General features: G+C 41.8%; 16 protein-coding genes and 1 pseudogene. 8 read left to right on the top strand and 9 right to left on the bottom strand.

From position 1 onward, the window contains the following. Positions 1-25: 25 nt before the first annotated feature. Positions 26-2,011, top strand: a pseudogene (locus V7K48_RS11080) (tetratricopeptide repeat protein); the annotation flags it as partial. Positions 2,012-2,055: 44 nt separating this feature from the next. Here the strand turns inward: V7K48_RS11080 and V7K48_RS11075 are convergent. After that, positions 2,056-2,178, bottom strand: coding sequence for a hypothetical protein (locus tag V7K48_RS11075; RefSeq protein WP_335072308.1), 123 nt, complete (start codon positions 2,176-2,178; stop codon positions 2,056-2,058). A 155-nt stretch (positions 2,179-2,333) separates the two neighbouring features. On the opposite strand from V7K48_RS11075, the gene V7K48_RS11070 reads away from it, so the two are divergent. After that, entirely contained in the window at positions 2,334-5,114 is a 2,781-nt protein-coding gene (locus V7K48_RS11070; protein ID WP_335072306.1) for a tetratricopeptide repeat protein, read from the top strand. 429 nt (positions 5,115-5,543) lie between these two features. After that, the gene (locus tag V7K48_RS11065) at positions 5,544-7,445 is read left to right on the top strand and encodes a tetratricopeptide repeat protein (RefSeq protein WP_335072304.1); all 1,902 of its coding nucleotides are present in this window, start codon (positions 5,544-5,546) and stop codon (positions 7,443-7,445) included. Positions 7,446-7,802: 357 nt separating this feature from the next. Here V7K48_RS11065 and V7K48_RS11060 read toward each other — a convergent pair whose 3' ends face one another. Continuing rightward, on the bottom strand, positions 7,803-8,300 hold the full coding sequence (locus tag V7K48_RS11060; RefSeq protein ID WP_335072302.1) for a pentapeptide repeat-containing protein: 498 nt from the start codon (positions 8,298-8,300) through the stop codon (positions 7,803-7,805). 214 nt (positions 8,301-8,514) lie between these two features. On the opposite strand from V7K48_RS11060, the gene gcvT reads away from it, so the two are divergent. The 3 genes from gcvT (at position 8,515) to gcvP (ending at position 13,253) form a co-directional block, all read left to right on the top strand. Continuing rightward, complete coding sequence (gene gcvT, locus V7K48_RS11055; RefSeq protein WP_335072300.1) at positions 8,515-9,651, top strand: glycine cleavage system aminomethyltransferase GcvT; 1,137 nt, start codon at positions 8,515-8,517, stop codon at positions 9,649-9,651. A 125-nt stretch (positions 9,652-9,776) separates the two neighbouring features. Continuing rightward, the gene (gene gcvH, locus V7K48_RS11050; protein ID WP_334814481.1) at positions 9,777-10,166 is read left to right on the top strand and encodes a glycine cleavage system protein GcvH; all 390 of its coding nucleotides are present in this window, start codon (positions 9,777-9,779) and stop codon (positions 10,164-10,166) included. 174 nt (positions 10,167-10,340) lie between these two features. Next, on the top strand, positions 10,341-13,253 hold the full coding sequence (gene gcvP, locus V7K48_RS11045; RefSeq protein WP_335072298.1) for an aminomethyl-transferring glycine dehydrogenase: 2,913 nt from the start codon (positions 10,341-10,343) through the stop codon (positions 13,251-13,253). 36 nt (positions 13,254-13,289) lie between these two features. Here gcvP and V7K48_RS11040 read toward each other — a convergent pair whose 3' ends face one another. The 6 genes from V7K48_RS11040 to V7K48_RS11015 form a co-directional block, all read right to left on the bottom strand. Next, positions 13,290-14,174 (bottom strand): SDR family oxidoreductase, encoded by an 885-nt coding sequence (locus tag V7K48_RS11040; RefSeq protein ID WP_335072296.1) that lies wholly within the window; start codon positions 14,172-14,174, stop codon positions 13,290-13,292. 79 nt (positions 14,175-14,253) lie between these two features. After that, positions 14,254-14,997, bottom strand: coding sequence for a tetratricopeptide repeat protein (locus V7K48_RS11035; RefSeq protein ID WP_335072294.1), 744 nt, complete (start codon positions 14,995-14,997; stop codon positions 14,254-14,256). A gap of 580 nt (positions 14,998-15,577) precedes the next feature. Beyond that, a complete protein-coding gene (locus V7K48_RS11030) occupies positions 15,578-16,432 on the bottom strand; it encodes a sulfurtransferase (protein WP_335072292.1) in 855 nt (284 codons plus the stop codon). 429 nt (positions 16,433-16,861) lie between these two features. Next, positions 16,862-18,556 carry a beta-carotene ketolase CrtO gene (gene crtO / locus V7K48_RS11025; protein WP_335072328.1) on the bottom strand — a complete coding sequence of 565 codons (1,695 nt, stop codon included), beginning with the start codon at positions 18,554-18,556 and terminating at the stop codon, positions 16,862-16,864. A gap of 106 nt (positions 18,557-18,662) precedes the next feature. Then, positions 18,663-19,421, bottom strand: a complete 759-nt coding sequence (locus V7K48_RS11020) for an LmeA family phospholipid-binding protein (RefSeq protein ID WP_335072290.1) — start codon at positions 19,419-19,421, stop codon at positions 18,663-18,665. Positions 19,422-19,971: 550 nt separating this feature from the next. Then, positions 19,972-21,351: a cytochrome P450 gene (locus tag V7K48_RS11015; protein ID WP_335072288.1), complete on the bottom strand. Its 1,380-nt coding sequence runs from the start codon at positions 21,349-21,351 to the stop codon at positions 19,972-19,974. Between the two features lie 186 nt (positions 21,352-21,537). Here V7K48_RS11015 and V7K48_RS11010 point away from each other — a divergent pair, with 186 nt between their 5' ends. After that, entirely contained in the window at positions 21,538-23,751 is a 2,214-nt protein-coding gene (locus V7K48_RS11010) for a phosphoketolase (RefSeq protein ID WP_335072286.1), read from the top strand. A gap of 718 nt (positions 23,752-24,469) precedes the next feature. Next, positions 24,470-25,540: a GTPase gene (locus tag V7K48_RS11005; protein WP_335072284.1), complete on the top strand. Its 1,071-nt coding sequence runs from the start codon at positions 24,470-24,472 to the stop codon at positions 25,538-25,540. A gap of 139 nt (positions 25,541-25,679) precedes the next feature. Here the strand turns inward: V7K48_RS11005 and V7K48_RS11000 are convergent, their stop codons facing one another. Beyond that, a complete protein-coding gene (locus V7K48_RS11000; RefSeq protein WP_335072281.1) occupies positions 25,680-25,829 on the bottom strand; it encodes a DUF2281 domain-containing protein in 150 nt (49 codons plus the stop codon). Between the last annotated feature and the right edge of the window lie 156 nt (positions 25,830-25,985).

Raw genomic sequence — 25,985 nt, 5'->3', positions numbered from 1 at the left:
GGGTTAGCGCCAAAAACCTTAAGCCGGAATTCAGATTCTCAGATTTTTTGAATTAAAATTCGACAGAATTGCACTGGACGAATGGGAATTAGCAGATAGGCTTCGATACTGCTGGCAGAATTGGCAACAAGGTGAAGTGCTGTTGGTGTTTGATGATGTCACCGACTACAAAAAACAGGTTCAGCCTTATCTACCCTCAGAATCACCCCGGTTTAAAGCACTGCTGACAACGCGCTTGGGGTTTGATAGAACTTTGCCGCAATTACCTTTGGGTGTTTTCAAACCATTAGCGGCGATGAAATTATTAAAATTGCTGGTTGACAGAGAACGACTCAAAAGTGAATCTTGGGTTGCGAGAAAAATTTGTAAATTCTTGGGATATTTACCTTTGGCGTTAGAGTTAGTGGGGCGATATCTGGATACAATGCCAGATTTATCTCTGGAGACACTGCTGAAGCGGCTAGAGAAAAAGCGACTGGAACATGAAGCAATAGCCAAGGCTAACCCATTGATGCGTTATGAATATGGTGTCGCTGAAGCTTTTGCATTGAGTTGGGAACAGTTGGATAAAAATGCACAAGATTTAGCTTGTTGGCTGAGTTTGTATGCTTTGGCTGATATTCCGTTATCTGTGGAGACGATAGAAAATGACGATGAACAAGAACTCAAGGAAAAAGCTATAGCCCAGTTGCGGAAACTGCATTTAATACAATGGCAGGCTAAAGGAATTTATCGTCTACATCCACTGATTCGGCAATTTTTCCAAATGAAGTTGGATAAGTCAAGCGAGGCTGATGAAGTGAAAACTGCTTTTACCGCTCAGATGGTAGAGGTAGCAAAGCAAATTTCGCAATTCTCTAACCGTGAAGATATTTTAAACCTCACTCCCTTTATCCCCCACATTGCAGAAGTTGCAACCCACTTATCCCAATATCTGGGCGACGAGGATTTAATTTGGCCTTTCACACGCTTAGGCTGGTTTTATAAAGGTCAAGGACTTTATCAGCAAGCAGAACCTTGGTACAAACTATGTGTAGAGGTAGCTGAAAATCGTCTTAGTTTAGAACATCCCAATGTCGCCGCTACCCTGAACAATCTAGCAGGACTCTACAAATCTACAGGACGCTACAGCGAGGCTGAACCTCTGTATATGCAAGCTTTGGAACTAACAAAGCGCCTACAAGGAGACAACCATCTCGATGTCGCCACTAGCTTGAACAATCTCGCAGGACTCTACGAATCTACAGGACGCTACAGCGAAGCTGAACCTCTGTATCTGCAAGCTTTGAAACTAACAAAGCGCCTACAAGGAGACAACCATCCCGATGTCGCCACTAGCCTGAACAATCTCGCAGGACTCTACGAATCTACAGGACGCTACAGCGAGGCTGAACCTCTTTATCTGCAAGCTTTGGAACTGAGAAAACGTTTACTGGGAGACAACCATTCCACTGTCGCTACTAGCCTGAACAATCTCGCAGCACTCTATTGTTCTACAGAACGCTACAGCGAAGCCGAACCCCTATATCAGCAAGCTTTGGAATTAATAAAACGTTTACTGGGAGACAACCATCCCCATGTCGCCAATAGCTTTAACAATCTGGCAGTACTCTATTGTTCTACAGGACGCTACAGCGAAGCTGAACCCCTGTATCTGCAAGCTTTGGCACTGAGAAAACGTTTACTGGAAGACAACCATCCCCATGTCGCTAATAGTTTGAACAATTTAGCAGCACTCTACGATTATACAGGACGCTACAGTGAAGCCGAACCCCTGTATCTGCAAGCTTTGGAACTGAAAAAACGCTTACTGGGAGACAACCATCCCGATATCGCCACTAGCCTGAACAATCTCGCAGAACTTTACGAATCTACAGGACGCTACAGCGAAACCGAACCCCTGTATCTGCAAGCTTTGGCAATTTGTGAGCAGGCTTTAGGTGTAGGTCATCCTGATACAATGAGGGTTCGGGGAAATTATGCAATCTTTTTAAGAAAAACATATCGCTAACGATGTCTACGACGGGCTACGCCTACGCACCCTTTCTCCCCAAATCACACCAAATTGATGCCACACAACAGTTGTAGTTCAAATTTTAGCAGCGATCGCCTCCAAATTGTAACTTCAAATAGCGATCGCTCCCCCTTTTCTCTTCCTTTGCGTCCTTTGCGGTTCAATTCTCATGCTAATTAACAACGTGCGTAAGCGTAATCTCTAATAGACATCGCCCCTCATATCCAAAATACATTGGTATTTCTGCCAGAAGAAGAGGAGATTCCCTCGAAATGGGTAGAAATTAAGTAGAATCGAGAAGAAATCTCACAAGCTGTCTATGCAATGGGTTGATTTTCTAGCCAATGAAGCTGCTACTCATAACTTATCGCCAGAGCAAACGGCAGCTTTTATAGAGTGTTTGAAGAATGAAAACTTAGGTAAGAGTCAGGTGAAACTTGCCAGCGAATTGAATATCAGTGTTGGTATTTTCAAAAAGCTGATGACTAAGGTGTATAACAAGTTTGCTCAAAGTTGTCCTGAGTTAGGGACTTCTAAGAGTCGGGGCAAACTAGAAAAGCTACGGGCTTACCTGAGCGCAAAATATAATGGCGGGCAAGACTTCGGCGTGAGCACTACAACTCTACAAGAGGCTACGCCAATGACAACGGCTCCATCGAGCGTACCCCTACGGGTAAGCAAGCTACGCGTAGCGTCTCGTAGAGAAGTCGAGATGCTCAGTACAAGTCAGTCGAACGCTGCCGACACCACAATAAAGGAAATTCATCAAAATATTCCCCCTGCTGTCCCATTGGAAAAATTTGTGGGACGTGAGGCGGAACTACAAAACCTGCACTCCTCATTACAAACATCTCGGCAAGTTGCGATTGTAGCTGGGGCGGGTATGGGTGGAGTTGGCAAAACTGAACTTGCTACCCAATACGCCAAACAGCATTTGCAGAATTATCAAGGTGGGGTTTGCTGGTTATCAGCACAGGGAATAGATGTCGGAATTCAGATTCTCAGATTTGCAGAATTGAAATTTAACCTCATTGCACCTGACGATAGGGAATTAACAGATAGGCTGAGATACTGTTGGGAGAATTGGCAACAAGGTGAAGTACTGCTGGTGTTTGATGATGTCAGCGACTACAAAACACAGGTTCAGCCTTATCTACCCCCAGAATCACCCCGGTTTAAAGTATTGCTGACAACGCGTCAGGAATTTGATCTAATTTTGCCGCAATTACGTTTGGGTGTTCTCAAACCATTGGCGGCGATGAAATTATTAAAATCGCTAGTTGACAGGGAAGGACTTAAAAGTGAGGCTTGGATTGCCAGAAGAATTTGTAAATTCTTGGGATATTTGCCTTTGGCGTTAGAGTTAGTGGGGCGATATCTGGATACAATACCAGATTTGTCTCTGGAAACACTGCTGAAGCAGCTAGAGAAAAAGCGACTGGAACACGAAGCAGTAGCTAAAGCTAACCCATTGATGTGTTATGAATACGGCGTTACTGAAGCTTTTGAATTGAGTTGGGAACAATTAGATGAGAATGCACAAAGCTTTGGGTGTTGGCTGAGTTTGTATGCCTTAGCTGACATTCCCTTATTGGTTGAGGCGATAGAAAATGACGATGAACAAGAATTCTGGGAGAAAGCTATAGCCCAGTTGCGGAAACTGCATTTAATCCAATGGCAAAGTCAAGGAATATATCGTCTACATCCACTGATTCGGCAATTTTTCCAAATGAAGTTGGATGAGTCAAGTGAAGCAGATGAAGTGAAAACTGCTTTTGTCGCACTGATGGTAGAGCCAGCAAAGCAAATTCCTCAACAGCCTAACCCTGAAGATATTCTCAACCTCATTCCCGCTATCCCCCACATTGCAGAAATTGCAACCCATCTATCCCAGTATCTCAGTGATGAGGATTTAATTTGGCCTTTCACAGGCTTAGGCTGGTTTTATAACGGTCAAGGACTTGATCAGCAAGCAGAACCTTGGTACAAACTATGTATTGAGGCAGCTGAAAATCGTTTTGGTTTAGAACATCCCGATGTTGCCACTAGCCTGAACAATCTTGCATTACTCTACAAATTTACAAGACGGTACAGCGAAGCCGAACCCCTGTACCAGCAAGCTTTGTTACTGAGCAAACACTTACTGGGAGACAACCATCCCGATGTCATTACTAGCCTGAATAATCTCGCAGGACTCTACAAATTTACAAGACGGTACAGCGAAGCCGAACCTTTGTTTGAGCAAGCTTTGGAATTGAGTAAACGCTTATTGGGAGACAACCATCCTGATGTCGTCACTAGCCTGAACAATCTCGCAGCACTGTATCATTCCATAGGACGCTACAGCGAAGCCGAACCTTTGTATCAGCAAGCTTTGTCACTGAGAAAACGTTTACTGGGAGACAACCATCCTGATATCGCTACTAGCCTGAACAATCTTGCAATACTCTACGAATCTACAGGGCGCTATAGCAAAGCCGAACCCTTGTTTGAGCAAGCTTTAGAACTCCAGAAACGTTTACTGGGAGATAACCATCCCAATGTCGCCCAAAGCCTGAATAATCTCGCAGAAATCTACCGTTATACAGAACGCTACAGCGAAGCAGAACCCCTATATCAGCAAGCTTTAGAATTGAGAAAACGTTTACTGGGAGACAACCATCCCGATATCGCCACTAGCCTGAACAATCTCGCAGAACTCTATCGTTATACAGAACGCTACAGTGAAGCTGAACCTCTGTATCAGCAAGCTTTAGAACTGAGAAAACACTTACTAAAAGACAACCATCCCGATGTTGCCACTAGCTTAAACAATCTCGCATTACTCTACGGTTCTACAGAACGTTACAGCGAAGCCGAACCCCTGTATCAGCAAGCTTTAGAATTGAGAAAACGCTTACTGGGAGACAACCATCACCATGTCGCCAATAGCTTGAACAATCTTGCATTACTCTACAAATTTACAGGACGCTACAGCGAAGCCAAACTCTTGTTTGAGCAAGCTTTGACAATTTCTGAACATACTTTAGGTGTAGCTCATCCCAATACAATGACGGTAAGGGGAAATTATGCAATCTTTTTAAGAGAAACATATCGCTAGCGATCGCTAACCCTTTCAAGGTGGGTGGAAATTTTAGTCCATAAATTCTTCTTTAACCTCTTATCTCTGTGTTTTATGCGCCTCTGCGGTTAAATAATTTACTTTTAAACCGCAGAGGCACAGAGAGCGCTGAGAAAAACAATCTTATTTTATGAGTCACCTTGAAAGGGCTAGTCCTATAATTGATGCCACACAACAGTTGTAGTTTAAATGTTTAGGAGTTTAGACGCGCAGTGGCTTGCCGTTAGGCATCCCATAGCCATTTTTGAGTACAAAACTCGAAACTTGAGGTTCAAAGGCTCAAGCGGCGATGCCTAACCGTAAGCCACTGCTTTTAAATGTTTCTATGCAAATGGTGTTTCTATCCCAAAGAGAGGAGCTTTCCAAATGGAGACGAAGTAGAATTAAAAATAAATATCATAACTGTTTATGCAATGGGCTAATTTTCTAGCCAAAGAAGCTGCTACTCATGGCTTATCTCTAAAGCAAACGGCAGCTTTTTTAAAATATTTTAATACTGAAAACACTGAAAACTTAAGTAAAAGTGAAGCTAAACTTGCGAGGGAATTAAACGTTGATGTTGCTGCTTTTAGAAAGTGGATGAGGGAGGTATATGGCAAGTTTGCTCAGAATTATCCTGAGTTAGCTATTTCCAGCAGTCGAGGCAAACTAGAAAAGTTACAAACTTATCTGAGCGCGAAATATAATAGCGAATCGGATGTTCTCAAACCATTAGCGGCGATGAAATTATTAAAATCGCTGGTGGTTCGGGAACGACTGCAACAAGAAGCTTGGGTTGCGAGAAGAATTTGTAAATTTTTGGGATATTTACCTTTAGCGTTAGAGTTAGTGGGGCGATATCTGGATAAAATGCCAGATTTATCTCTGGAAACACTGCTGATCCGGCTAGAGAAAAAGCGATTGGAACATGAATTAGTAGTCAATGCTAACTCATTGATGGCTTATGAATACGGTGTAGCTGAAGCTTTTGAATTGAGTTGGGAACAGCTAGATGAGAATGCACAAAGCTTTGGCTGTTTGCTAAGTTTGTGTGCCTTAGCTGACATTCCCTTATCTGTTGAGACGATAGAAGATAACAAAAAACAACAACTCAATGAGAAAGCCATAGCCGATTTATTGGAATTGCATTTGCTACAATGGCAAAGTAAAGGAATTTATCATCTAAATCCACTGATTCGGCAATTTTTCCAAATGAAGTTGGATAAGTCAAGTGAGGTGGATGAAGCAAAAACTAAATTTGCAGCGATGATGTTAGAGATAGCAAAGCTAATTCCGCAACAGCCTAATCCTGAAGATATTCTCAACCTCACTCCACATATCCCGCACATTACAGAAGTTGCAACCCACCTATCCGAATATCTGGGCGATGAAAATCTAATCACTCTGTTTACCAAATTAGCCTGGTTTTATAAAGGTCAAGGACTTTATCAGCAAGCAGAAACTTGGTTGCAACAGTGCGTAGAACTGACTCAAAATCGTCTTGGTTTAGAACATTCCTATATCGCTGCTAGTCTAAACAATTTAGCAGGACTCTACGAATCTACAGGACGTTACAGCAAAGCTGAACCTTTGTATCAGCAAGCTTTAGAACTCAGAAAACGTCTGCTGGGAGACAACCATCTTGATGTCGCCACTAGCCTGAATAATTTAGCATTACTCTACGAATCTACAGGACGCTACAAGGAAGCCGAACCCTTACTTGAGCAAGCTTTAGAACTCCAGAAACGTCTGCTGGGAGAAGAACATAGCGATGTTGCCACTAGCTTGAGCTATTTAGCATTACTCTACGAATCTACAGGACGCTATAACGAAGCCGAACCTTTGTATCAGCAAGCTTTAAAACTGTGGAAACGCCTAGTGGGAGAAGAACATCCCCATGTCGCCACTAGCCTGAACAATTTAGCAGCATTGTACTGTTATACAAGACGCTACAGTGAAGCCGAACCCTTACTTAAGCAAGCTTTAAAACTGAGAAAACGCCTGCTGGGAGAAGAACATATTGATGTTGCCACTAGCCTGAACAATTTAGCCCAACTCTACGAATCTACAGGACGCTATAGCGAAGCCGAACCCTTGTATAAGCAAGCTTTAGAACTGAGTAAACACCTGCTGGGAGATAACCATCCCGATGTCGCTATTAGTCTGAACAATCTAGCAGCACTCTACCGTTATAGAGGACGCTACAGGAAAGCCAAACCCTTGTTTGAGCAAGCTTTAACAATTTGTGAACGGACTTTAGGTGTAAGTCATCCAACTACTATGACGGTTCGGGCCAATTATGCTAGCTTTTTAAGAGAAGCATATCACTAGCGATCGCTGCGCGTAATTCGTAATTCGTAATTCGTAATTCGTAATTCGTAATGACGCTTGCAGACTCGCTACCGCTGCGCTAACGTAATTTTTGGGTTGAATTCCCCTTTTTCCAAAGATTACTTAAAAAAATATCCCCCTCTCCACCAGCAAAGAAGGGGTCAAGAAATTTTGGATTTTAGATTTTAGATTGACCCCAGTAATCAAGTCACTTGAAAAGTCAATTAATTTTTGATTTTAGATAATAGAATTATTCTCGCGTTTAAATTCGCAAGTCTCAAACATGCATTAAATAATGGAACGCAAGTCTTATTCAATTCCATTTTCCAAAATCTAAAATCTAAAATTCGGTGAGGTCTACTTACATCCTAAAGACTTGCGAGTATCCACAGCAGTTTTAGAATTCACACCACTTGCATTAACACAAAGTTTTTTCACTTGCGTCCCATCTAAAATTGCATTTGTAAAATCAGCACCTGTGATATCTACGCCATCAAAAGTAGAACGTAGCATCATTGCATCAGTCAACACAGCATCACTTAAATCAGCATCTTTAAATCTTGTTAGATAGGCTATGCCTTCACTAAAATTAGCACCATGTAGATTTACTCCCTGCAATAGGGTACCGTTAAACACACCACCACGTAAGTCAGCATTGCTGAAATTAGCATTCTTTAATTTCAGATTGGTAAACTCAGTGCCAATTAAACTTTGACCAGAGTAATCCTTGCCTTTAAGTTCATCATTACCCACAGAACGGGTAATACTGGAAGAACTTGCAGCTTGCGCCGATAGGGGAAACAAAAAAAGAACCATAGCTAAGAGAAAGCTAGCTAGTAGTCGCCAATATTTCATAATGTCTTCTTAATAAATCTCAACACTTCCACCATTAACTATTAAAGCTTACAGAAGAGAACAAAGGGGACAAGGGGAACAAGAGGGACAAGGAAAATAACCATGCCCTGTTTGGCCAATGCCTAATGTCCCAATTACGATACACAAGACTGTAAAACCGGAAAGCATCTCGTAGGATGATAGATGTTGAGGTGCGATCGCATAATAATTATCTGTGGCTAATCAAGAAGAAAACGCCCAATCTCTGGCGCGAACCCCTTTATATCAACTGGGTGTAGAACTCAAAGCCCGCCTTACCAGCTTTGGCGGCTGGGAAATGCCTGTGCAATTTAGTGGCATTAGCCGTGAACACGAGGCTGTAAGAAATACAGCCGGAATGTTCGATATTTCCCACATGGGCAAATTTACCCTCCAAGGTAAAAACCTGATTTCCCAACTCCAGCCTCTAGTGCCTTCAGACTTGAGTCGTTTACAATCTGGTCAAGCACAATACACCGTATTGTTAAATCCCCAAGCCGGAATTATTGACGACATCATTGTCTATTACCAAGGTGAAGATGCCACTGGCACACAGAGGGCATTCATCATAGTCAATGCGGCCACCTCCAGTAAAGATAAAGCATGGCTATTGCAACACCTTGACTTGGATAAAGTGCAATTCCAAGACCTTTCACCAGAAAAAGCCTTAATCGCCGTGCAAGGGCCAAAAGCGATTAAATATCTCCAGCCATTAGTGCAAGAAGACTTACAACCAATCAAAGCCTTCGGACATTTAGAAGCAACGCTACTAGGTAAACCTGCCTTCCTGGCCCGCACAGGTTACACCGGAGAAGATGGCTTTGAGGTAATGGTAGATCCGGATGTGGGAGTAGAATTGTGGCGAAGTCTCCATAATGCTGGTGTTATTCCCTGTGGACTCGGTGCAAGAGATACCCTGCGGCTAGAAGCGGCAATGGCACTTTACGGACAAGATATCGATGACACCACCACACCCTTAGAAGCAGGATTGGGGTGGCTAGTTCACTTAGATACCAAAGGCGATTTTATTGGTCGGGAAGTTTTGGCACAGCAAAAAGCCGTTGGAGTGCAGCGCCGATTGGTAGGTTTACAAACCCAAGGACGCAACATTGCCCGTCACGGCTATCAAGTGTTATCCGCAGGTAAAATTGTGGGAGAAGTTACCAGTGGCACTATATCGCCCACACTTGGTTATCCCATTGCCTTAGCCTACGTTCCCACCCAGTTAGCAACTGTCAGTCAGCAGCTAGAAGTCGAAATTCGCGGCAAAGCTTATCCAGCAGTTGTAGTTAAACGTCCTTTTTATCGGTTAAAAAATCGTGTCGCCAACTGATAAGCGCCGAGGTTTTTGAGGAATAATGTGTTGTAAGTTACTCAATCTACAGTCAGGTTCATTACCAGACATGGCTTGGATGACTGTTGAGGCAATAATTTTTTTGATAAGGGAGAGGAAGTGATATGTCTTTTGAATATCCTCAAGATTTCAGATACCTGGATTCTCATGAATACGTGCGAATAGATGGTGAAATTGCCACCATTGGCATTACTGAATTTGCCGTGCATGAATTGGGTGATATCGTCTTTTTGGAACTGCCAGAAATTGGCGACGCTCTTAGCAGGGGAGAAAACTTTGGCACAATTGAATCAGTGAAAGCGGTTGAAGAACTGAATTCACCAGTCACAGGCACAGTTATAGAACGCAATGAAGCCTTAATTAATTCTCCCGAACAAGTAACAGAAGACCCTTACGGGGAAGGGTGGTTTTTGAAAGTGCGCGTCAATGACCCTGGCGAAGTTGAGGATGCCTTGACAGCAGATGAGTATCGCGCCCAGGTGGAAGGGGACTAGGGAATGGAGGATGAGGGGGACAAGGGGGACAAGGTAAAATTTTCTCCCTTGTCTCCCCCATCTGCTATTCCACCTGAAAATAAGTCATGAAATTTAGATGATCAGAAAAATTACACTTACTTCTCATGAGTATTTGTTGCAAAATATGAAATAGTACCATCTGGAGAGTAATTTGTGGTATCACACGCCCCTATTCTCAAATCTGATCAGCAGCAAGTGCTGGACGAAAGAGGTCAAAAGTTAAGTAGTTTTGCGCCAAGACACATTGGCCCTAACTCTGATGACATGCAGCAAATGCTTAAGGTTTTGGGGTTTCCCAGCCTGGATGCCCTAATAGATCAAACAGTCCCACAGGCAATTCGGCTGAACGAACCGCTAAAATTACCAGAAGCAGAAAGTGAGTACGCAGCACTGGCATGGTTAAAAAAAGTTGCTGCCAAAAATCAGGTTTTCCGCTCATTCATTGGTATGGGATATTACGACAGTATTACCCCACCTGTAATTGGGCGCAACATCCTAGAAAACCCCGGTTGGTATACTGCCTACACTCCTTATCAGCCAGAAATTGCCCAAGGGCGACTAGAAGCACTGCTGAATTTTCAAACCCTGATTATCGACCTCACAGGTTTGGAAATCGCCAATGCCTCCTTACTTGATGAAGCCACAGCAGCAGCTGAAGCGATGAGCCTAAGCTATGGTGTTTGTAAAAATCAGGCAAATGCCTATTTTGTCTCTGGTGACTGCCATCCCCAAACCATCGATGTGTTGCAAACACGTGCTAAACCATTAGGAATTAAGATCATTGTCGGCGATCATCAAACATTTGATTTTGATCAACCAATTTTTGGGGCTGTTCTGCAATACCCTGCAAGTGATGGCACCATTTACAACTACCGCGCTTTTATAGAAAAAGCCCATGCTAAGGGTGCATTGGTGACGGTAGCAGCAGATCCCTTAAGTTTAACTTTGCTGACCCCTCCTGGGGAATTTGGCGCTGATATTGCTGTCGGTAGCACCCAGCGGTTCGGTATTCCGTTGGGGTTTGGGGGGCCTCACGCGGCATACTTTGCTACGAAGGAAGAGCATAAGCGGCTGCTTCCAGGGCGAATTGTGGGAGTATCAAAAGATGCCCAAGGTAAGCCTGCATTGCGTCTCGCCTTGCAAACCCGTGAACAGCATATCCGCCGCGAAAAAGCTACTAGTAATATCTGTACTGCACAGGTGCTGCTGGCAGTGATGGCAAGTATGTACGCAGTCTATCATGGCCCTACTGGACTAAAGCAAATTGCTGAAAATATCCACTCCTTGACGGTGTTACTGGCACAAGGACTGAAGCGTTTGGGTTACAGCGTCGTTTCAGAATCTTTCTTTGATACGCTGCGAGTAGAACTAGGAACACACAATTTAAAAGATATTCTGGCAAATGCCGAACAGCTTCAAATTAACTTGCGGGTTTTTGATGCAACTGCTGTCGGTATCTCGTTGGACGAGACAACTAGACCTGAAGACTTAATCGACCTGTGGCAGATTTTCGCTGGTACAGATAATTTACCTTTTACCCTAGAAGAATTAACTTCTGCCTCTCTTCCCCATTTCCCTCTCTCCCGTACAAGTACATATCTCACTCACCCAGTCTTTAACCGTTATCACTCAGAAACTGAGTTGTTACGCTATCTGCACAAGCTAGAAAGCAAGGACTTGTCGCTAACAACATCGATGATTCCTTTGGGGTCATGCACAATGAAGTTGAATGCGACAGCTGAGATGATTCCGGTAACTTGGGAAGAATTTGGCAAGATTCATCCATTTGCCCCCTCGTTGCAAACTCAGGGTTATCAAATCCTGTTTGAGCAACTTGAGACATGGTTAGCTGAAATTACCGGGTTTACGGGAATTTCTTTGCAACCAAATGCTGGTTCTCAGGGCGAGTATGCTGGACTTTTAGTAATTCGTCAGTATCACGAAAGTCGGGGTGAAGCACACCGTAATATTTGTTTGATTCCCACTTCGGCACATGGGACAAACCCAGCAAGTGCAGTGATGTGCGGAATGAAGGTAGTGGCAGTTGCCTGTGACTTACAAGGTAATATTGACGTTGATGACCTGAAGGCTAAGGCAAAAAAACACAGCAATGAATTAGCCGCCTTAATGGTGACATATCCCTCAACTCACGGTGTCTTTGAGGAGTCAATTCAGGAAATCTGCGCTGTTGTCCATAGTCACGGTGGACAAGTTTACATGGATGGGGCAAATATGAACGCCCAAGTAGGGATTTGCCGTCCTGGAGATATTGGCGCGGATGTTTGTCACTTGAATCTGCACAAAACTTTCTGTATTCCTCATGGTGGCGGTGGCCCTGGTATGGGGCCGATTGGCGTTGCCTCTCATCTCGTGCCATTTTTGCCTGGACATCCTGTTGTCACTATCGACAACTCTACTCAGCACTTACAAATTGGTGCGGTTGCTGCTGCGCCTTGGGGTAGTGCTAGTATCTTGGTAATTTCTTGGATGTACATTGCGATGATGGGTGCAGCAGGTTTAACCCAAGCAACTAAGGTAGCGATTCTCAACGCTAACTACATCGCTAAGAAACTGGAATCGTACTATCCAGTTTTGTATCAGGGGAAAAATGGTCTAGTTGCCCATGAATGTATTTTAGATTTACGATCGCTTAAAAAATCAGCTGCGATCGAAATCGATGATGTTGCCAAGCGTCTGATGGATTATGGTTTCCATGCGCCAACTGTCTCCTGGCCTGTAGGGGGTACAATCATGGTAGAACCTACAGAAAGTGAATCTAAACAAGAGTTAGATCGTTTCTGCGATGCGTTGATTTCTATTCGCCAAGAAATTGCTGAAATAGAAGTTGGCAAGATGGATGCTCAAGATAATGTTTTGAAAAACGCACCCCACACTGCCGAAAGTCTCATCACCGGAGAATGGCATCATCCTTATTCTCGTGAACAAGCTGCTTATCCTGCGCCTTGGACTCGTGAACATAAATTCTGGCCGACTGTCGGCCGCATTGATTCAGCCTTTGGTGATAGGAATTTTGTTTGTTCTTGTCTGCCAATGGATGCTTATTAAATACAAAGTCAAGAGTTAGGAGTCAAGAGTTAGGAGTTAGGAGTTAGGAATTAATACTCCTAACTCCTCCAATTCTTTTCGTAAAGATAAAGGCTGATACCCCAATGCAAAAGCTTTGGAACTATCCAAAGAAACATCTGCTGGTCTAGGTGCTGCCATTTTCACATCATGTTGTCGGCAGGATTTAAGCTTGGTAGCGGGAAGTTGAAATACCTCAACTAATAACTGTCCAAAATCATAACGTGAAATCCGCTCTTTTCCACCTAAGTGAATTATGCCGTTAACTTTTTCCAATGCTAATAAAAGTCCTTTGACGGCAGTTGTTCCACTTACTGGTGTACGAAATTCATCTATAAATAAACTTAGTTCTTCTTCGGCTTGTAAAGTTTGAATAAATGGCTGAATGAAACTTTTTGCTGTAGGTGTTGCTGCACCAAACATCAAGGGCATTCGACACACTGCGGTCATCGGATATCTTTCTAGCATATCTGCTTCTGCGATCGCTTTTTGCTCACCGTAAAGATTGACAGGACACACGGCGTCTGTTTCTCGATAGGGGGCATTTAAGCCATCAAAAACTAAGTCGGTTGAGGTAAAAGCACAAGGAATAGAATTATCTGCACAAAGTCCGGCAATATTGCCGGATGCTATAACGTTAATTGCGTGTGATTCTTTAGGATAAGTTTGACAAAAATTTGGTTGCGAATGGGCAGCAGTATGAATTACTGCTGCTGGTTTGACATCATTAAAGATACGTTTCAATTCCTGAAAATTTGTTAAGTTCGCTTTTAGCATTTTGATGCCAGGAATCTCTAAAGGATGGGAAAAATAAGTGCCAAAAACTTCCCATTCTTGTTTTGTAAGCTGGCAAAGATGCCATCCTAAAAAACCACTTGCTCCAGTGATTAACAATTTTTTCATGTCTAATCGTAAACCGCTCAATAAAAAAAATTTTATTATAGCAAGCTTATATTTCACATTGAGTGTTGGTTATAAAATACTATTGAAGTAATTCCTGAAACTGTTTTTTACTACGCACTTTGCTAAAGTCGGGGTCAGTTTTTGCTAACTTCTTGTATTTATCAGGAACAAGCTCGATTGCTTTATCTAAATTCTCAATTGCTAATCCGAGATTGCTTTGTAAAGCATAACAGCAAGCTTTGTTGTAATATACTTGGTGCAAATCTTGCTTGATGGCGATCGCTTTATCATAAGATGCAATAGCATCTTGGTAGCGGTGCAACTTTGTCAGAGCTATGCCGCGGTTAATTAAAGCTTCATATTTGTCGGGTTTAATGGCGATCGCTTTGTCGTAAGATGCAATAGCGTCTTTATAGCGTTGCAACGATGTTAAGGCTATACCACGATTATACCAAGCTTCATATTTGTCGGGTTTGATGGCGATCGCTTTGTCGTAAGATACAAGAGCGTCTTTGTAGCGTTGCAACGATGTTAAGGCTATGCCACGGTTAATCCAAGCTTCAGAACTCTCAACTTTGATGGCGATCGCTTCATCGTATGCTTTTATTGCATCTTCGTAACGTTGTCCATCTAATAAATAATTGCCTTGATGAAATAAATCTTCTGCTTTTTGCGTAGCCTTCGCTTCTATCAAAAGTTGGGTTACATTACTTTCTTGCACAACTTGTGTAGTATTTTCTGTTGATGAGTTTGCCCCACCACTACAGCCAAATGCAAAGAAAACTATTAAGCCAGATGCAATGAAGCAGCGCTGAAAAACCATGCTGTACCTACAAAACTGATAAAGATGATCTTAAAAGTTGTTTTTTTTGAGTATTATTAAAATACACTAGTTTTTACCCATTAATTTACTTACTTAGATATATTTTGATAAATAAATTTTTTGACAATGTATAGAAGCTTCTAAAAATTAACTGGATGTTACATTATCATATTAAATACACATAAAGCAATTGCTTAGAGGATGTTTGAAAAGTGTTTAGCTGTGATTTTAAGCACTTATAGATCCCCCCTAGCCCATGCCAGTCGCTCATGGGGGAACCCCCCAAGACCGCGCTGGCTCCCCTTAAAAAGGGGGGAACCGGAATCAAAGTCCCCCTTAAAAAGGGGGATTTAGAGGGATCTAGAACGTTTTGATACCGACAAGGAGACTTTTCAAACATCCTCTTAGAGCCGATCTCACTCAAAGAATGATTATTTGTGTTGCAATATAGGTAGCGTAGGCGTAGCCTGTCGTAGACATCGCCCGCATTTGGTAATTTCCCTTTTAATTAACGAGGGTGCGATCCCTAACTATCTGAAGCTTACACACTCGTTGCAACCTCCAGCAAGAACTGCCTTCTTCACATTACTCTGCTATCAACGGGTAATGAAAAGTCGCGAGACCATTCATTCCAAGATCCAAAATAATTTCTGGCGGAAATTCCTGCTATTTGCAGAGCAATCAGAGTATTCGCCGCCCTAGAACCTTTAAAACAGTAAACGTACACAATAGAGTCTTCAGTAATACCTACAGATTGACAAATTTCTAAGATTTCCGTTTTTGAGCGGAACATGGAGATTTCCGATTCAGATGTCATCATCCGATGCCATTCTAGCCATACAGCATTAGGGATTCTACCTTTGCGAGGACAAAAATCAACAGTGTAGGGAGAAGAACTCAGCCCAAGCCATTCGTTGCGATCGCGCACATCTAATTTTATAATTGCTGGATTGTCAATTGCTTGCAACATCTCGGCAGTAGTCACCATCATGTCAGTGTTGGGATGCAATCTAAATATGCTGCTTTTACGTTTAGGGACTTCATTGGTAGTAGGTAATCCCGCTGTCTGCCATGCTCTATATCCTCCGTGTAAGATAGATACCTGAGCGCAACCCAAATACTTCAGTAAGAAAGCTGCTCGACAAGATTGACCATAACCTTTATTTAAAGTATCTTCATAAACAATTAACCATTCTGCACCAGATATTCCTACCCTGCTGATAATTTCTGCAAAATCCTCTTGCAATTTCTTTAATCCTGCTGGGTAAGAATTCTCTAAAAGATAGGTGAAAAAATCTCTAATATTTATGGATTGAGGAATATGAGAGATACTATAATCTTCTGGACTTCGCGTATCGATAATGACGGTCTGTGATGAATTTTCTGCTAACAGAGACGTGAGTTCTCGAGGAGAAATGAGGAGTTTTGTATTCACGCTTTCATGCTTCTGTTATCGTAGCATTAGGCATTATCACACTTGGTAGATTTGCGTTTTGGAATGCAAATCACAAAATAATGAATATTGAATGTTACGAGAGAGCTTTGATAGCTATGTTATTTTAAAACTGACCAAATCAATTCAGTAAAATTAAAGGTTAAAGATCCCTCCATTTACCCTCTTTATAAAGGGGAGTAAATGGAGGAATCTTATTTAAAAAGTGTTGGGCGTTATACCTAATATCATGTCCGTCTAATTACTTGTCAAAAAAACTCTCCGTGTACCCGTGTCCCCGTGTCAGCCCTAATGATAAGTGTTCAACCGGAATTGATCTAATACTTTTGTATCTTCATGATACCAAAATTATATTTTCAGCAGGAAGACACAAAAGCACAAAACAGATAATAGGCTTTAACTTTACAATGCCTAACTAATGCCAAACACTGACTCGACAGTAGACTTAATCGAATCTCTTGCATCCTTCAAAGTTTGGCTAATAGGATGTTTTGCTTGCAAAAATGCACGGGCACAATTGCGTCCTGGCATTCCCGAAATCGAACCACCTGGATGAGTTCCGGCACCAGTCAAAAATAGATTATCAATTGGTGTTTTGTAGTTCGCTATTTCTGGCAAGGGACGGAAAAATATCATCTGATCTAAAGTCATGTCAACATGGTAATAATTCCCTTTGTACGCACCTAATCTTTCTCCTAGTTCTGCTGGACTTTCTACACGACGAGCGATAGTTGCATCCTTGACATTTGGTGCATAGTCTGCCAATTTATCAATCACCCGATCTGCAACTTTGTTTTTCAATTCATCTGTCCAACCAGTACCTTTTAAACCAGTACCTTCTGCACCCGCAATTTGATAAGGGGCAAAAAACTCAATCCATACGGTATGCTTACCTGGTGGTGCTAATGTGGGGTCTAAATAGCTAGGCATTACCAAATACATCGATGGGTCAGCATCAGGAATCTCTCCCAAGGTACATTTGCTATGAGCCTGTTCTACATGAGCCACGGAATCGGCAATTAAGATGGAACCAACGAGATATTCGTCTTTGTGGGCGTGGTATGGAAAGCGCAGTGGTTCGTCTAAAGCCAAATCTATCTTGAGGATGGTTTCGTTATTGTTAACGATGCGGCGTTCTAATCTTTCCCATAAATCTGGGTCAGCTCCATCAACTTCGCTTTTATCAGTCATTTGCAAAAATAACCGCTTGGCATCAATATTAGAAATAACCCCGTGTTTCGCGCGATATTCTTTACCACCAGCAACCCGCACACCTACAGCTTTTCCACCATCAATTAAAACTTTTTCAACCTGCTGATCTGCGAGAATAACGCCACCTTTACTTTTGACTAAATTCACCAAAGCTTGCACAAGTGCGCCAGTTCCGCCGCGAGGTCTGGCCATTCCGGGATTGTGACGCATTGCCATCATAATTGCACCAATAGCAAGGGTTTTTTGCGATGGTGGCGCACCAAGTTCTGCTGCTAGTCTGGCTAGTGGCGCTTTCAGAAATTCCTCATCAAACCACTCGTTAAGTAAATCCTCAGCGCTGGTCAACATTGTACGAATAAAGTCCAGCGTTTTGTTTGGGGAACCAATAACAGAAAATAAATCTTTCAGTTTGGTGATGTCGTAGTTACCAAGGATATCTATAACTGACTTTGGCGGTGCATTAAACATGGGAATCATTGCACCTAGCGATCGCTGCCAAAAGTCTACAAATTCGGCGTATTTTTTGGCATCACGTTCACTGTAACGAGCAATTTCTGCACAAGTTTTTTCCACTGACTTATGTGCTAAGAAATACTTGCCATCAGGATGAGGACAGAAAACAACCGGATCACATTCCAGATAATGCAAGCCGTATTTTTCTAGTTCTAATTCTTCAACAACTGGCCCCAAGTGAATAAATTCATGGTCAATAGCACACAAGTTAAATTTAAATCCCGGAGCTTCTTGGGGTAAACATTCTTCAGTTGTTGCTGCACCACCGATAACAGAACGCTTTTCTAGTAACAGGACGCTATAACCAGCTTTTAGCAAATAAGCTGCACAAACTAGCCCATTGTGCCCAGCACCGATTAGCACAACATCATACTCTTGCATAGTTGTCATTTTTAAATTAAGTAGCTATTTAAAAGCTTACAAAACTTTTCAAAAATTTACATCATTCCCTAGTTACAAAAATTATTCTTAACTAGTGTCAATACTACTAAAGAGATAGTTCAGTTATTGATGAGGGTATTTGCTTCACTTGAGTTTCTACCAGAAGTGTCAAACTACCCTTTTCTACTTTTATATCTTTAATCTTGAACGCCATATCTTCCCATTTCAAAGATGGTAGATTCATCAGTTCTTTGGCTTTCTGCATTAAAGCTGTAACTAATTCTATTGAAACCCCGCCTCCCTCAGTGCAGTTAAAACTTTCCAGCATCGCGGGTTGTGAATTAGTCCGTGGGCGAAGCAGCGCAGTGTAAGCTAAAGGACGAGTATTTCCCTTTTCCTTTAACAGCAATCTTCCCCTACAGTCAATTTTGCCTTCACCAGGTAAAAATACTTGAATTTTTTGCGGCTCAAAACTTACAATCTCGCCATCTACATCCAAATCAAAGTTTTGCATCTGGCTGCTGACAAATTCTGATGCCAAAGCGCGGTTCATATCCACTTCTGTGAGTACAATCCGAGCAATGGCATTTACAGCCTCATTGAGTTCTATTTGACCAAAAAGAGCGCTGAAGGGATTGATGGCAATACTATCTGTTTGCAGTTTTATTTCCTGTATGCGAATGTCTTCTTTGATCACTAATCCTTTACCAGCAACCGAAACTCCATCCGCCTGTCCCTGAACTATTTTCAACAAATCGGTTTGGACATCTATATCTATTTTTTCTGCTTCATCTAGCTTTTCGGATATTCTTTTTTCAGCTTCCTGGGATAGAAATTTCTCTTCCAACCGATTATCATCAGGCATGAATTATTAATCTCATAAATGTCCTCTTCCTATTTACTGTAAAGGCTACTTCTAAAGAGTGAATCTATATTGGGGTATATGTTAATTTGGAAGATTACAGTTATTCATAATTCGTAATTTGTAAACAGGACTACCATCGTTAAGCACCGATTACAAACGCTTTTAATTAGGAATTAGTTTTAAAATATGTCTAAATATATATAGCGTTTTTCGTTTGTATGCAATAGACTTTTACCTCTGTCCTAAAAGGCTACGGTGTACACACAAGTCGTATCACCCCCCTTAATCCCCCCGATATATTGGGGGGAAATGAGATTTCCGGCTCCCTCTCCTTATAAAGGGGAGGGTTAGGGTGCGGTAAAATCTGCATCCTTCAGCTATTTTCAGACTTATGTGTACACCGTAGCCTTTTAGGAGAGAGGATTTGAATCTTACTCTCCAAGGCTACAAAGGAAAGGGGTTGGGGGTTAGGTCTTTATTAGACTCAACTGAAAAACGCTATAGATGGGAGTTGAAAATTTGCTGAATGCAACTATCAACCCCCGCAGTATTAAATAGTGGTTGTCTGTAAGATGGGAGACTTCACCTGACGTTGACCAGTGACAACCATCTGGATAGGACGATTTGGCCCTGTCACCAAACCACGGCGTTTAGGTCGCACTTCACCATTGTCAACTAGTTTTAATTCTAGGCTAGAAAGGATTTTAGCGAGTGCTAGCTTCATTTCCAACTGGGCAAATGCTAGACCAATACAACGCCTAGCACCACCCCCAAAGGGCAAAAATTCATAGGCAGAAAATTGCCGTTGTAAAAAGCGTTCTGGCTTAAACTGCTTAGGTTCTGGATAAATATCTTCCCGTTGGTGGGTCAAATAAATGGAACCAAGTAGGACTGTACCCGGCTCTAATTCATAACCGCCTAGTGATAACGGTGTTCTTACTACCCTTGGAAAAGTTAACATAGCTACTGGGTAAATCCGCAATGTCTCGGAACAAACAGCATTAAGATAAGGTAATTTGAAAACCATGCTGGGGTCTGGGTTATCGCCCAAGCTATCTAATTCTTGGAGTAGCTTTTGGTGCACTGATGGTATTTTGTGAATCCAGTACAATGCCCATGCTAAGGCTGTCGCTGTGGTTTCGTGACCAGCAGCTAACAGAGTCATCAATTCATCGCGCAACTCTTGATCAGTCATCGGTTGACCGGCTTCATCCCTGGCAGCCATGAGTAAGCTGAGAATATCTGTGCGTGATGAATCTAGTTGTTTTCGACGTTCCCAAATTTCCTCGTAGATGAGTTGGTCAGCTTCCTGCTGACGGCGCATCTGTTTTCCCCAGAAGTTAATTGGGCCAAAATCCCTTTGCAAAGCTGGAAAATAAAGCAAAGCCACACTTAACTGAGAACTGCCCTTTTCTAAAATATCACTCAAAAAATTCTGTAGTTTTTCAGCGCGAGGCCCTTCATGTAGGCCAAACACAGCTTGCATAATCACCCGCAGGGTAATGGCTTGAGTAGCAGACCGAATATTGAAAGGTTTGCCTATCTGGTATTGGCTGATAACTTTCTTGGTAACATCGGTAATCACTTGGCTATAGTTTCGCATTCTTTCGCCATGAAAGGGAGGCATTAACAGCTGGCGTTGGCGCTGGTGTTCTGCGCCGCTGAGAGTCATGACAGAATGCTTGCCCACTAAAGATTCAAGCAGATCATTCAGATCACCAGGTGCTTCCAATGCCTTGGTATCATTTGTCAAAATTTGCTGTAACGCTTGAGGGTTGCTGACCATCACCAAAGGAGGAAGATTTTTTAACCTGATTGTAAAAATATCGCCATAGCTTTTGGCACAAGCCTCCATAAATGACATCGGATTAGCAATCCAGTGCAGCAGCTGTAAAACTGCTGGAGTTTGAGGGCCGTTTGGAAATTTCATAACTTTTTTGCTACTTAATATTTTTCTATTACCTAAACTAACTGGAATTTTAGTTGCGTAACCATTTAAAGTACTTATTCTAACGTTGCGAAAAAGCAATAAACTGTTACAACCTCAAAGATGTAAAATTTTTGTTAAATTCAACGAGCATCTACAGTTTCACCTCATCGTCAAAAGGTACTCAGCATGACTGCAATCTCCCCAAAGGCATCTTCAGCGCTTCCTGATTTTTTTGAAGGTATTCAATATTTTGGTGAAGCGTTACCAGATTTTGAAACTCATGGTGCAACACCTGCTATAGAATCGGGCAAAGTAGCGATCGCAGATCCCACAGACAAAGCAGCTGTATATCAAACTTTACTGGCTGCTGATGCCCTCCGCTACCTGATTTTGCAAGTTACTGCTACTAAAGCCTCTGGGCATCCCGGTGGATTCGCCAGCCAAGCAGAAGCTTACGCATCTCTTGTCATGCTGGGATACAAAAACATTATCACTGAAGTCGGACACCACGCCCCTGGATTTTATAGTGCCATGTTCTTGGATCGTTCGCTAGAGGACATGGGAATTTTTACAGTCCAACAATTACGCGATCGCTTCCGAGAAAAGCACGGACTCTTAGGACACCTTTCTGGTTTTATTCCCGGTATTCTCGCACCTGCGGGGCCTTTGGGGCAAGGGCAACACTTTGCAATGGCGGCTGCACTGTTGCACAAAGATAAGTTATTCCCCTTTACAGTTGGTGATGGTGGATTGGGTGAACCATATATTGTAAGTGCGATCGCCCACTTCCATACTGCTTATCCTGCTGTTACCAACTTCTTACCCGTGTTGGTGTGGAACGGTTACAGCCAAGAACATCACAGCATGGTTTCCCTGAAAACCAATGAACAGATGCAAGCATATTGGCAAGGTAACGGTTTTGATGAAGTTATATTAGTTAATGCCAAAGACTTCGACGATCAAAACCAACCAGGGGATTACGTTGATAGTACTGCTTTTTCTTTTGAAAAGCGCCTAGAATTCACTCAAGCAGTACTTTCGGGTGTAGATAAAGCAGCGCGATCGGCACTGGGCGGTAAACTTACGGTATTTATAATTAAACAACTCAAAGGTGCAGGAGTCCACGCACGGGGGGCAAAATCTCACAACCTCTATCCCAAAGATACGCTAAATGCTCCCCATATTATCAGTGCATTGCAAAGCCGTGCTTTGTCTGCGGAAGCTTGGCAATTAGTGCGGACAAATGCAGAACGTGCAGGCGGTGGCCCAGCAGCGAAAACTGTGGTGACAGAATTTGAATTTCCATTACCAGATTTAGGTGAATTACCTTTAGAAGAATATGCAGTCGGTGCTGAACCCAAAGTTTCCACAACAGCGATGGGACGATTGGTAGGAATAGTTGGAAATAAAGATCAGAATTTCCTCGTCACCAACGCCGACGGTAACGAAGCATCTGGAATTGCCAATATCAACCAAGCATTAAAAATTATCCACCCCACAACCGACGATTTATATTACCAAGCACCAAATGGACAAGTTTATGAACCATTGAGTGAAGATGCTTGTGCTGGTTTAGCTGCGGGTTTGGCATTAATGGGTGCGAGAACTTTGTGGTGTTCTTATGAATCTTTTGCCATCAACGGATTACCAATTTGGCAAACTGTGACTCAAGCAATGGCAGAATTGCGCCGTCAAACTCCCTCGACTATTACTTTATTCACGGCTGGCGCATTAGAGCAAGGGCGTAACGGTTGGACTCACCAACGTCCAGAAATTGAAGCTTACTTTGCTTCCTTGATGCGAAATGGCAATATTTTCCCTTTATTTCCCCCCGATGCTAATAGTATTCAAGTCTGTTATGACTGGGCACTGAAAAGTAAAAATAAGGGAATTGTAATTACTGCAAGTAAATCGCCATTACAAATTCGCACCACTTTTGAACAAACTCGTCAAGGGTTGCGCGATGGTGCGGTACTATTGCATGAAGTCGCTGGTGATAAGCAAGTTGTATTTGCTGTGATTGGCGATATGACATTAATGCCAGTATTTGAAGCTGCTGCTTTCTTGGAAACTGAAGGTATTGGTGCGAAGATAGTTTCTGTAATTAATCCTCGGCAATTGTACCGTAGCCATGATACCGCTTGGGATATATGTTCTGAACCTGAAGGCGGTTTCTTAAATGATGCCAAATTTGCCGAATTATTTGATGGTGATGCGCTAATTGCTGTCACTGGTGGCGCTGCGGCGATGCTAGAACCAATTTTGTTACGGAGTACGGCCAAGCGCGACACTTTCGCTTGGAAACGTGGGGAAACTACAGCCAGTGCTGGTGAGTTGATGGCGTTTAATGGATTGACTGCTGAAGCGTTAACGAAACGTGCGATCGCCTTAGTGCATTAAGGCTGGAATAGTTTCTCCTCTTATCGCATTTATACGGATATAAACGCTGAAAAATTGTGTTGCAATGCGTATATTTGCGTTTTTTTATTTCAGAGAACTTTTGAGGTATTGGGATTAGGGAACAAGAGAAATACATAGGACTTACGCAAAAAAACTCTCAAACTCTTATTCCTCCGTGTCCTCTGCGTCCTCTGCGGTTCGATTTTCCATTACCTATGCGTAAGTCCTGATACAGTGATATTGGCTTAAATCTTTTGATAATAAGAGCTATATGAGATGGAAGGTAACTTTTTGACTTAAAAAACTGATTTATGAGTTTTGAAGCTAGTTTAGAATTTCAAAACTTGATTTAGAAGTTCAAAACTCGATTTGGAAGTTCAAAACTCGATTTAGAAGTTCAAAACTCGATTTAGAAGTTCAAAACTTAGTTTAGAAGTTCAAAACTAGATTTCTGAGTTTAAAACTTGATTTACAAACAAATATGACACATTCGCTTGCAAACGTAGGGAAACTACGTCAGTGCTACTGAGTTGATGGCGTTTAATAGATTGGCTATGGAGGCTTGACAAAAGGTGCGATCGCATTAGTGCATTAAGCTGGGTTTTGTCGGTAGAAAAGTCGGAATTTTTAGCTGCATATATACGCAGATAGACACCGATAGATTGGCATTTTTAAGCGTATATTTACGGTTATTTTTATAGTTTTAATGTATTATTATATGAAAAAATTAATTAACAACAGAAATTATATGCTTAATAAGACAACTAAAAAGCTAGTTGATGAAATTACAAAAAATTTGGCTGCAGGCCAAGAATCTATATCTTCTTCTTTTGGAGAACTGTTAAATTTATTAATTGATAAACTACAGCTATCTCAAGATAAAAAGTTTGTATTTGTTTTATTAGGTAAAACAGGTGTTGGCAAATCTAGTACTATTAATTCATTACTGAGTCAGAAAATTGCTCCTGTCGGCAAATATGATGCTACAACAATGGAAGTTCAGGAATATGAGCATGAAATAAATGGTGTTAAATGTTCAATAATTGATACGCCTGGGCTGTGTGACGATCTTCCAGAAAAAGGCAATAACCAAAAGTATATAAAATTGATTCAAAGCAAAATAAACCAAATAGATTTACTTTGGTTTGTAACTCGTCTTGATGATTCAAGAGTTGGTGAGGATGAAAAGAAAGGTATACAAATTATTTCAGAAGCATTTACATCAAAAGTTTGGGAACATTCTGTAATTATTTTCACACGTGCTAATAAAGCTGACGACTATTTAGAAGAATTACAGGAAAGAACGAAGCGTATTAGAGATGAAATTGCAAAACATACAGGTCATGAAATTGCAAAGAAAATCCCTTCAGTTGCCGTAGATAACAAAAGCGAAACAACACCGGATGGAAAAAGATGGTTAGAAGAATTGTATACGCAAGTATTGATAAGAATGTCTGAAAGAGGTGCTATTCCTTTTTTGATGGCAACCGCTCATAGAATAAATAAAACACAATCTAATAAAACTAATAAAGATCCAAACTGGACTTTTTATAATCAATCCGAATTTAAAAATGAAGGCGAAGAAGATGTAAATCGTGAATTTAATGTTAATGATTTTATATTTAATGGCATACAAAAAGAATTAATTAAGAAAAAACTTATAGAGGTTATTCCAGCTTTAGCAGCGACGGGTGCAAGTGCTGGAGCAGTAGTTGGTGGGCCAATCGGTGCTGCAATTGGTGGTGTAGTAGGCGCTGCTGTAGGAAGTATTTTTTACTTTTTTAGCTAAAACTCAATGACAAGATAAAGTTATCTTTGTATCTAGCAATACATATCATATTCTCACAAACCGTAACCATCCATATAATCTTTATTAGTAGATAAGTCACTTGCTGCTTCCACACAACCAATGTATTCTTGAGCCAGAGTCAAAGCTGAAACCCCTGATTTTTTTCTTTATCAGATAACTCGTGCTTTTGCATTTCCGCAAGTAAAAATTCTACAAAATCTAACGCTTCTTGTTGCTTATCAGGAGGTAAGATTCTTACCTTGTCTATAATAATTTTTTCAATGCTCATTTCTCTAGCCTCTAGTATCAACTAATATATTTTAAACTTTAAAGTATTATTTGGCTGTATGCCTTTAGCCGCGACTTCAATCGTTAGGCACTCAAGAGGATAAATTTAGGAAGTGTGTAGACATCGCACTGTTCACATTAATTTATCAGGCGCGAT

Origin of the sequence: Nostoc sp., assembly GCF_036919615.1 — a bacterium.
In the GTDB taxonomy this organism is placed as follows: Bacteria; Cyanobacteriota; Cyanobacteriia; order Cyanobacteriales; family Nostocaceae; genus Nostoc.
The sequence above is the reverse complement of the archived record's forward strand: the minus strand, read 5'-3'. Positions and strand labels throughout refer to the sequence as shown.

Coding starts and splice junctions, on each gene's coding strand:
- V7K48_RS11070 (WP_335072306.1), top strand. CDS start 2,334: ATGCAATGGGTTGATTTTCTAGCCAATGAAGCTGCTACTCATAACTTA.
- V7K48_RS11065 (WP_335072304.1), top strand. CDS start 5,544: ATGCAATGGGCTAATTTTCTAGCCAAAGAAGCTGCTACTCATGGCTTA.
- V7K48_RS11060 (WP_335072302.1), bottom strand. CDS start 8,300: ATGAAATATTGGCGACTACTAGCTAGCTTTCTCTTAGCTATGGTTCTT.
- gcvH (WP_334814481.1), top strand. CDS start 9,777: ATGTCTTTTGAATATCCTCAAGATTTCAGATACCTGGATTCTCATGAA.
- V7K48_RS11040 (WP_335072296.1), bottom strand. CDS start 14,174: ATGAAAAAATTGTTAATCACTGGAGCAAGTGGTTTTTTAGGATGGCAT.
- V7K48_RS11035 (WP_335072294.1), bottom strand. CDS start 14,997: ATGGTTTTTCAGCGCTGCTTCATTGCATCTGGCTTAATAGTTTTCTTT.
- crtO (WP_335072328.1), bottom strand. CDS start 18,556: ATGCAAGAGTATGATGTTGTGCTAATCGGTGCTGGGCACAATGGGCTA.
- V7K48_RS11020 (WP_335072290.1), bottom strand. CDS start 19,421: ATGCCTGATGATAATCGGTTGGAAGAGAAATTTCTATCCCAGGAAGCT.
- V7K48_RS11015 (WP_335072288.1), bottom strand. CDS start 21,351: ATGAAATTTCCAAACGGCCCTCAAACTCCAGCAGTTTTACAGCTGCTG.
- V7K48_RS11010 (WP_335072286.1), top strand. CDS start 21,538: ATGACTGCAATCTCCCCAAAGGCATCTTCAGCGCTTCCTGATTTTTTT.
- V7K48_RS11005 (WP_335072284.1), top strand. CDS start 24,470: ATGAAAAAATTAATTAACAACAGAAATTATATGCTTAATAAGACAACT.
- V7K48_RS11000 (WP_335072281.1), bottom strand. CDS start 25,829: ATGAGCATTGAAAAAATTATTATAGACAAGGTAAGAATCTTACCTCCT.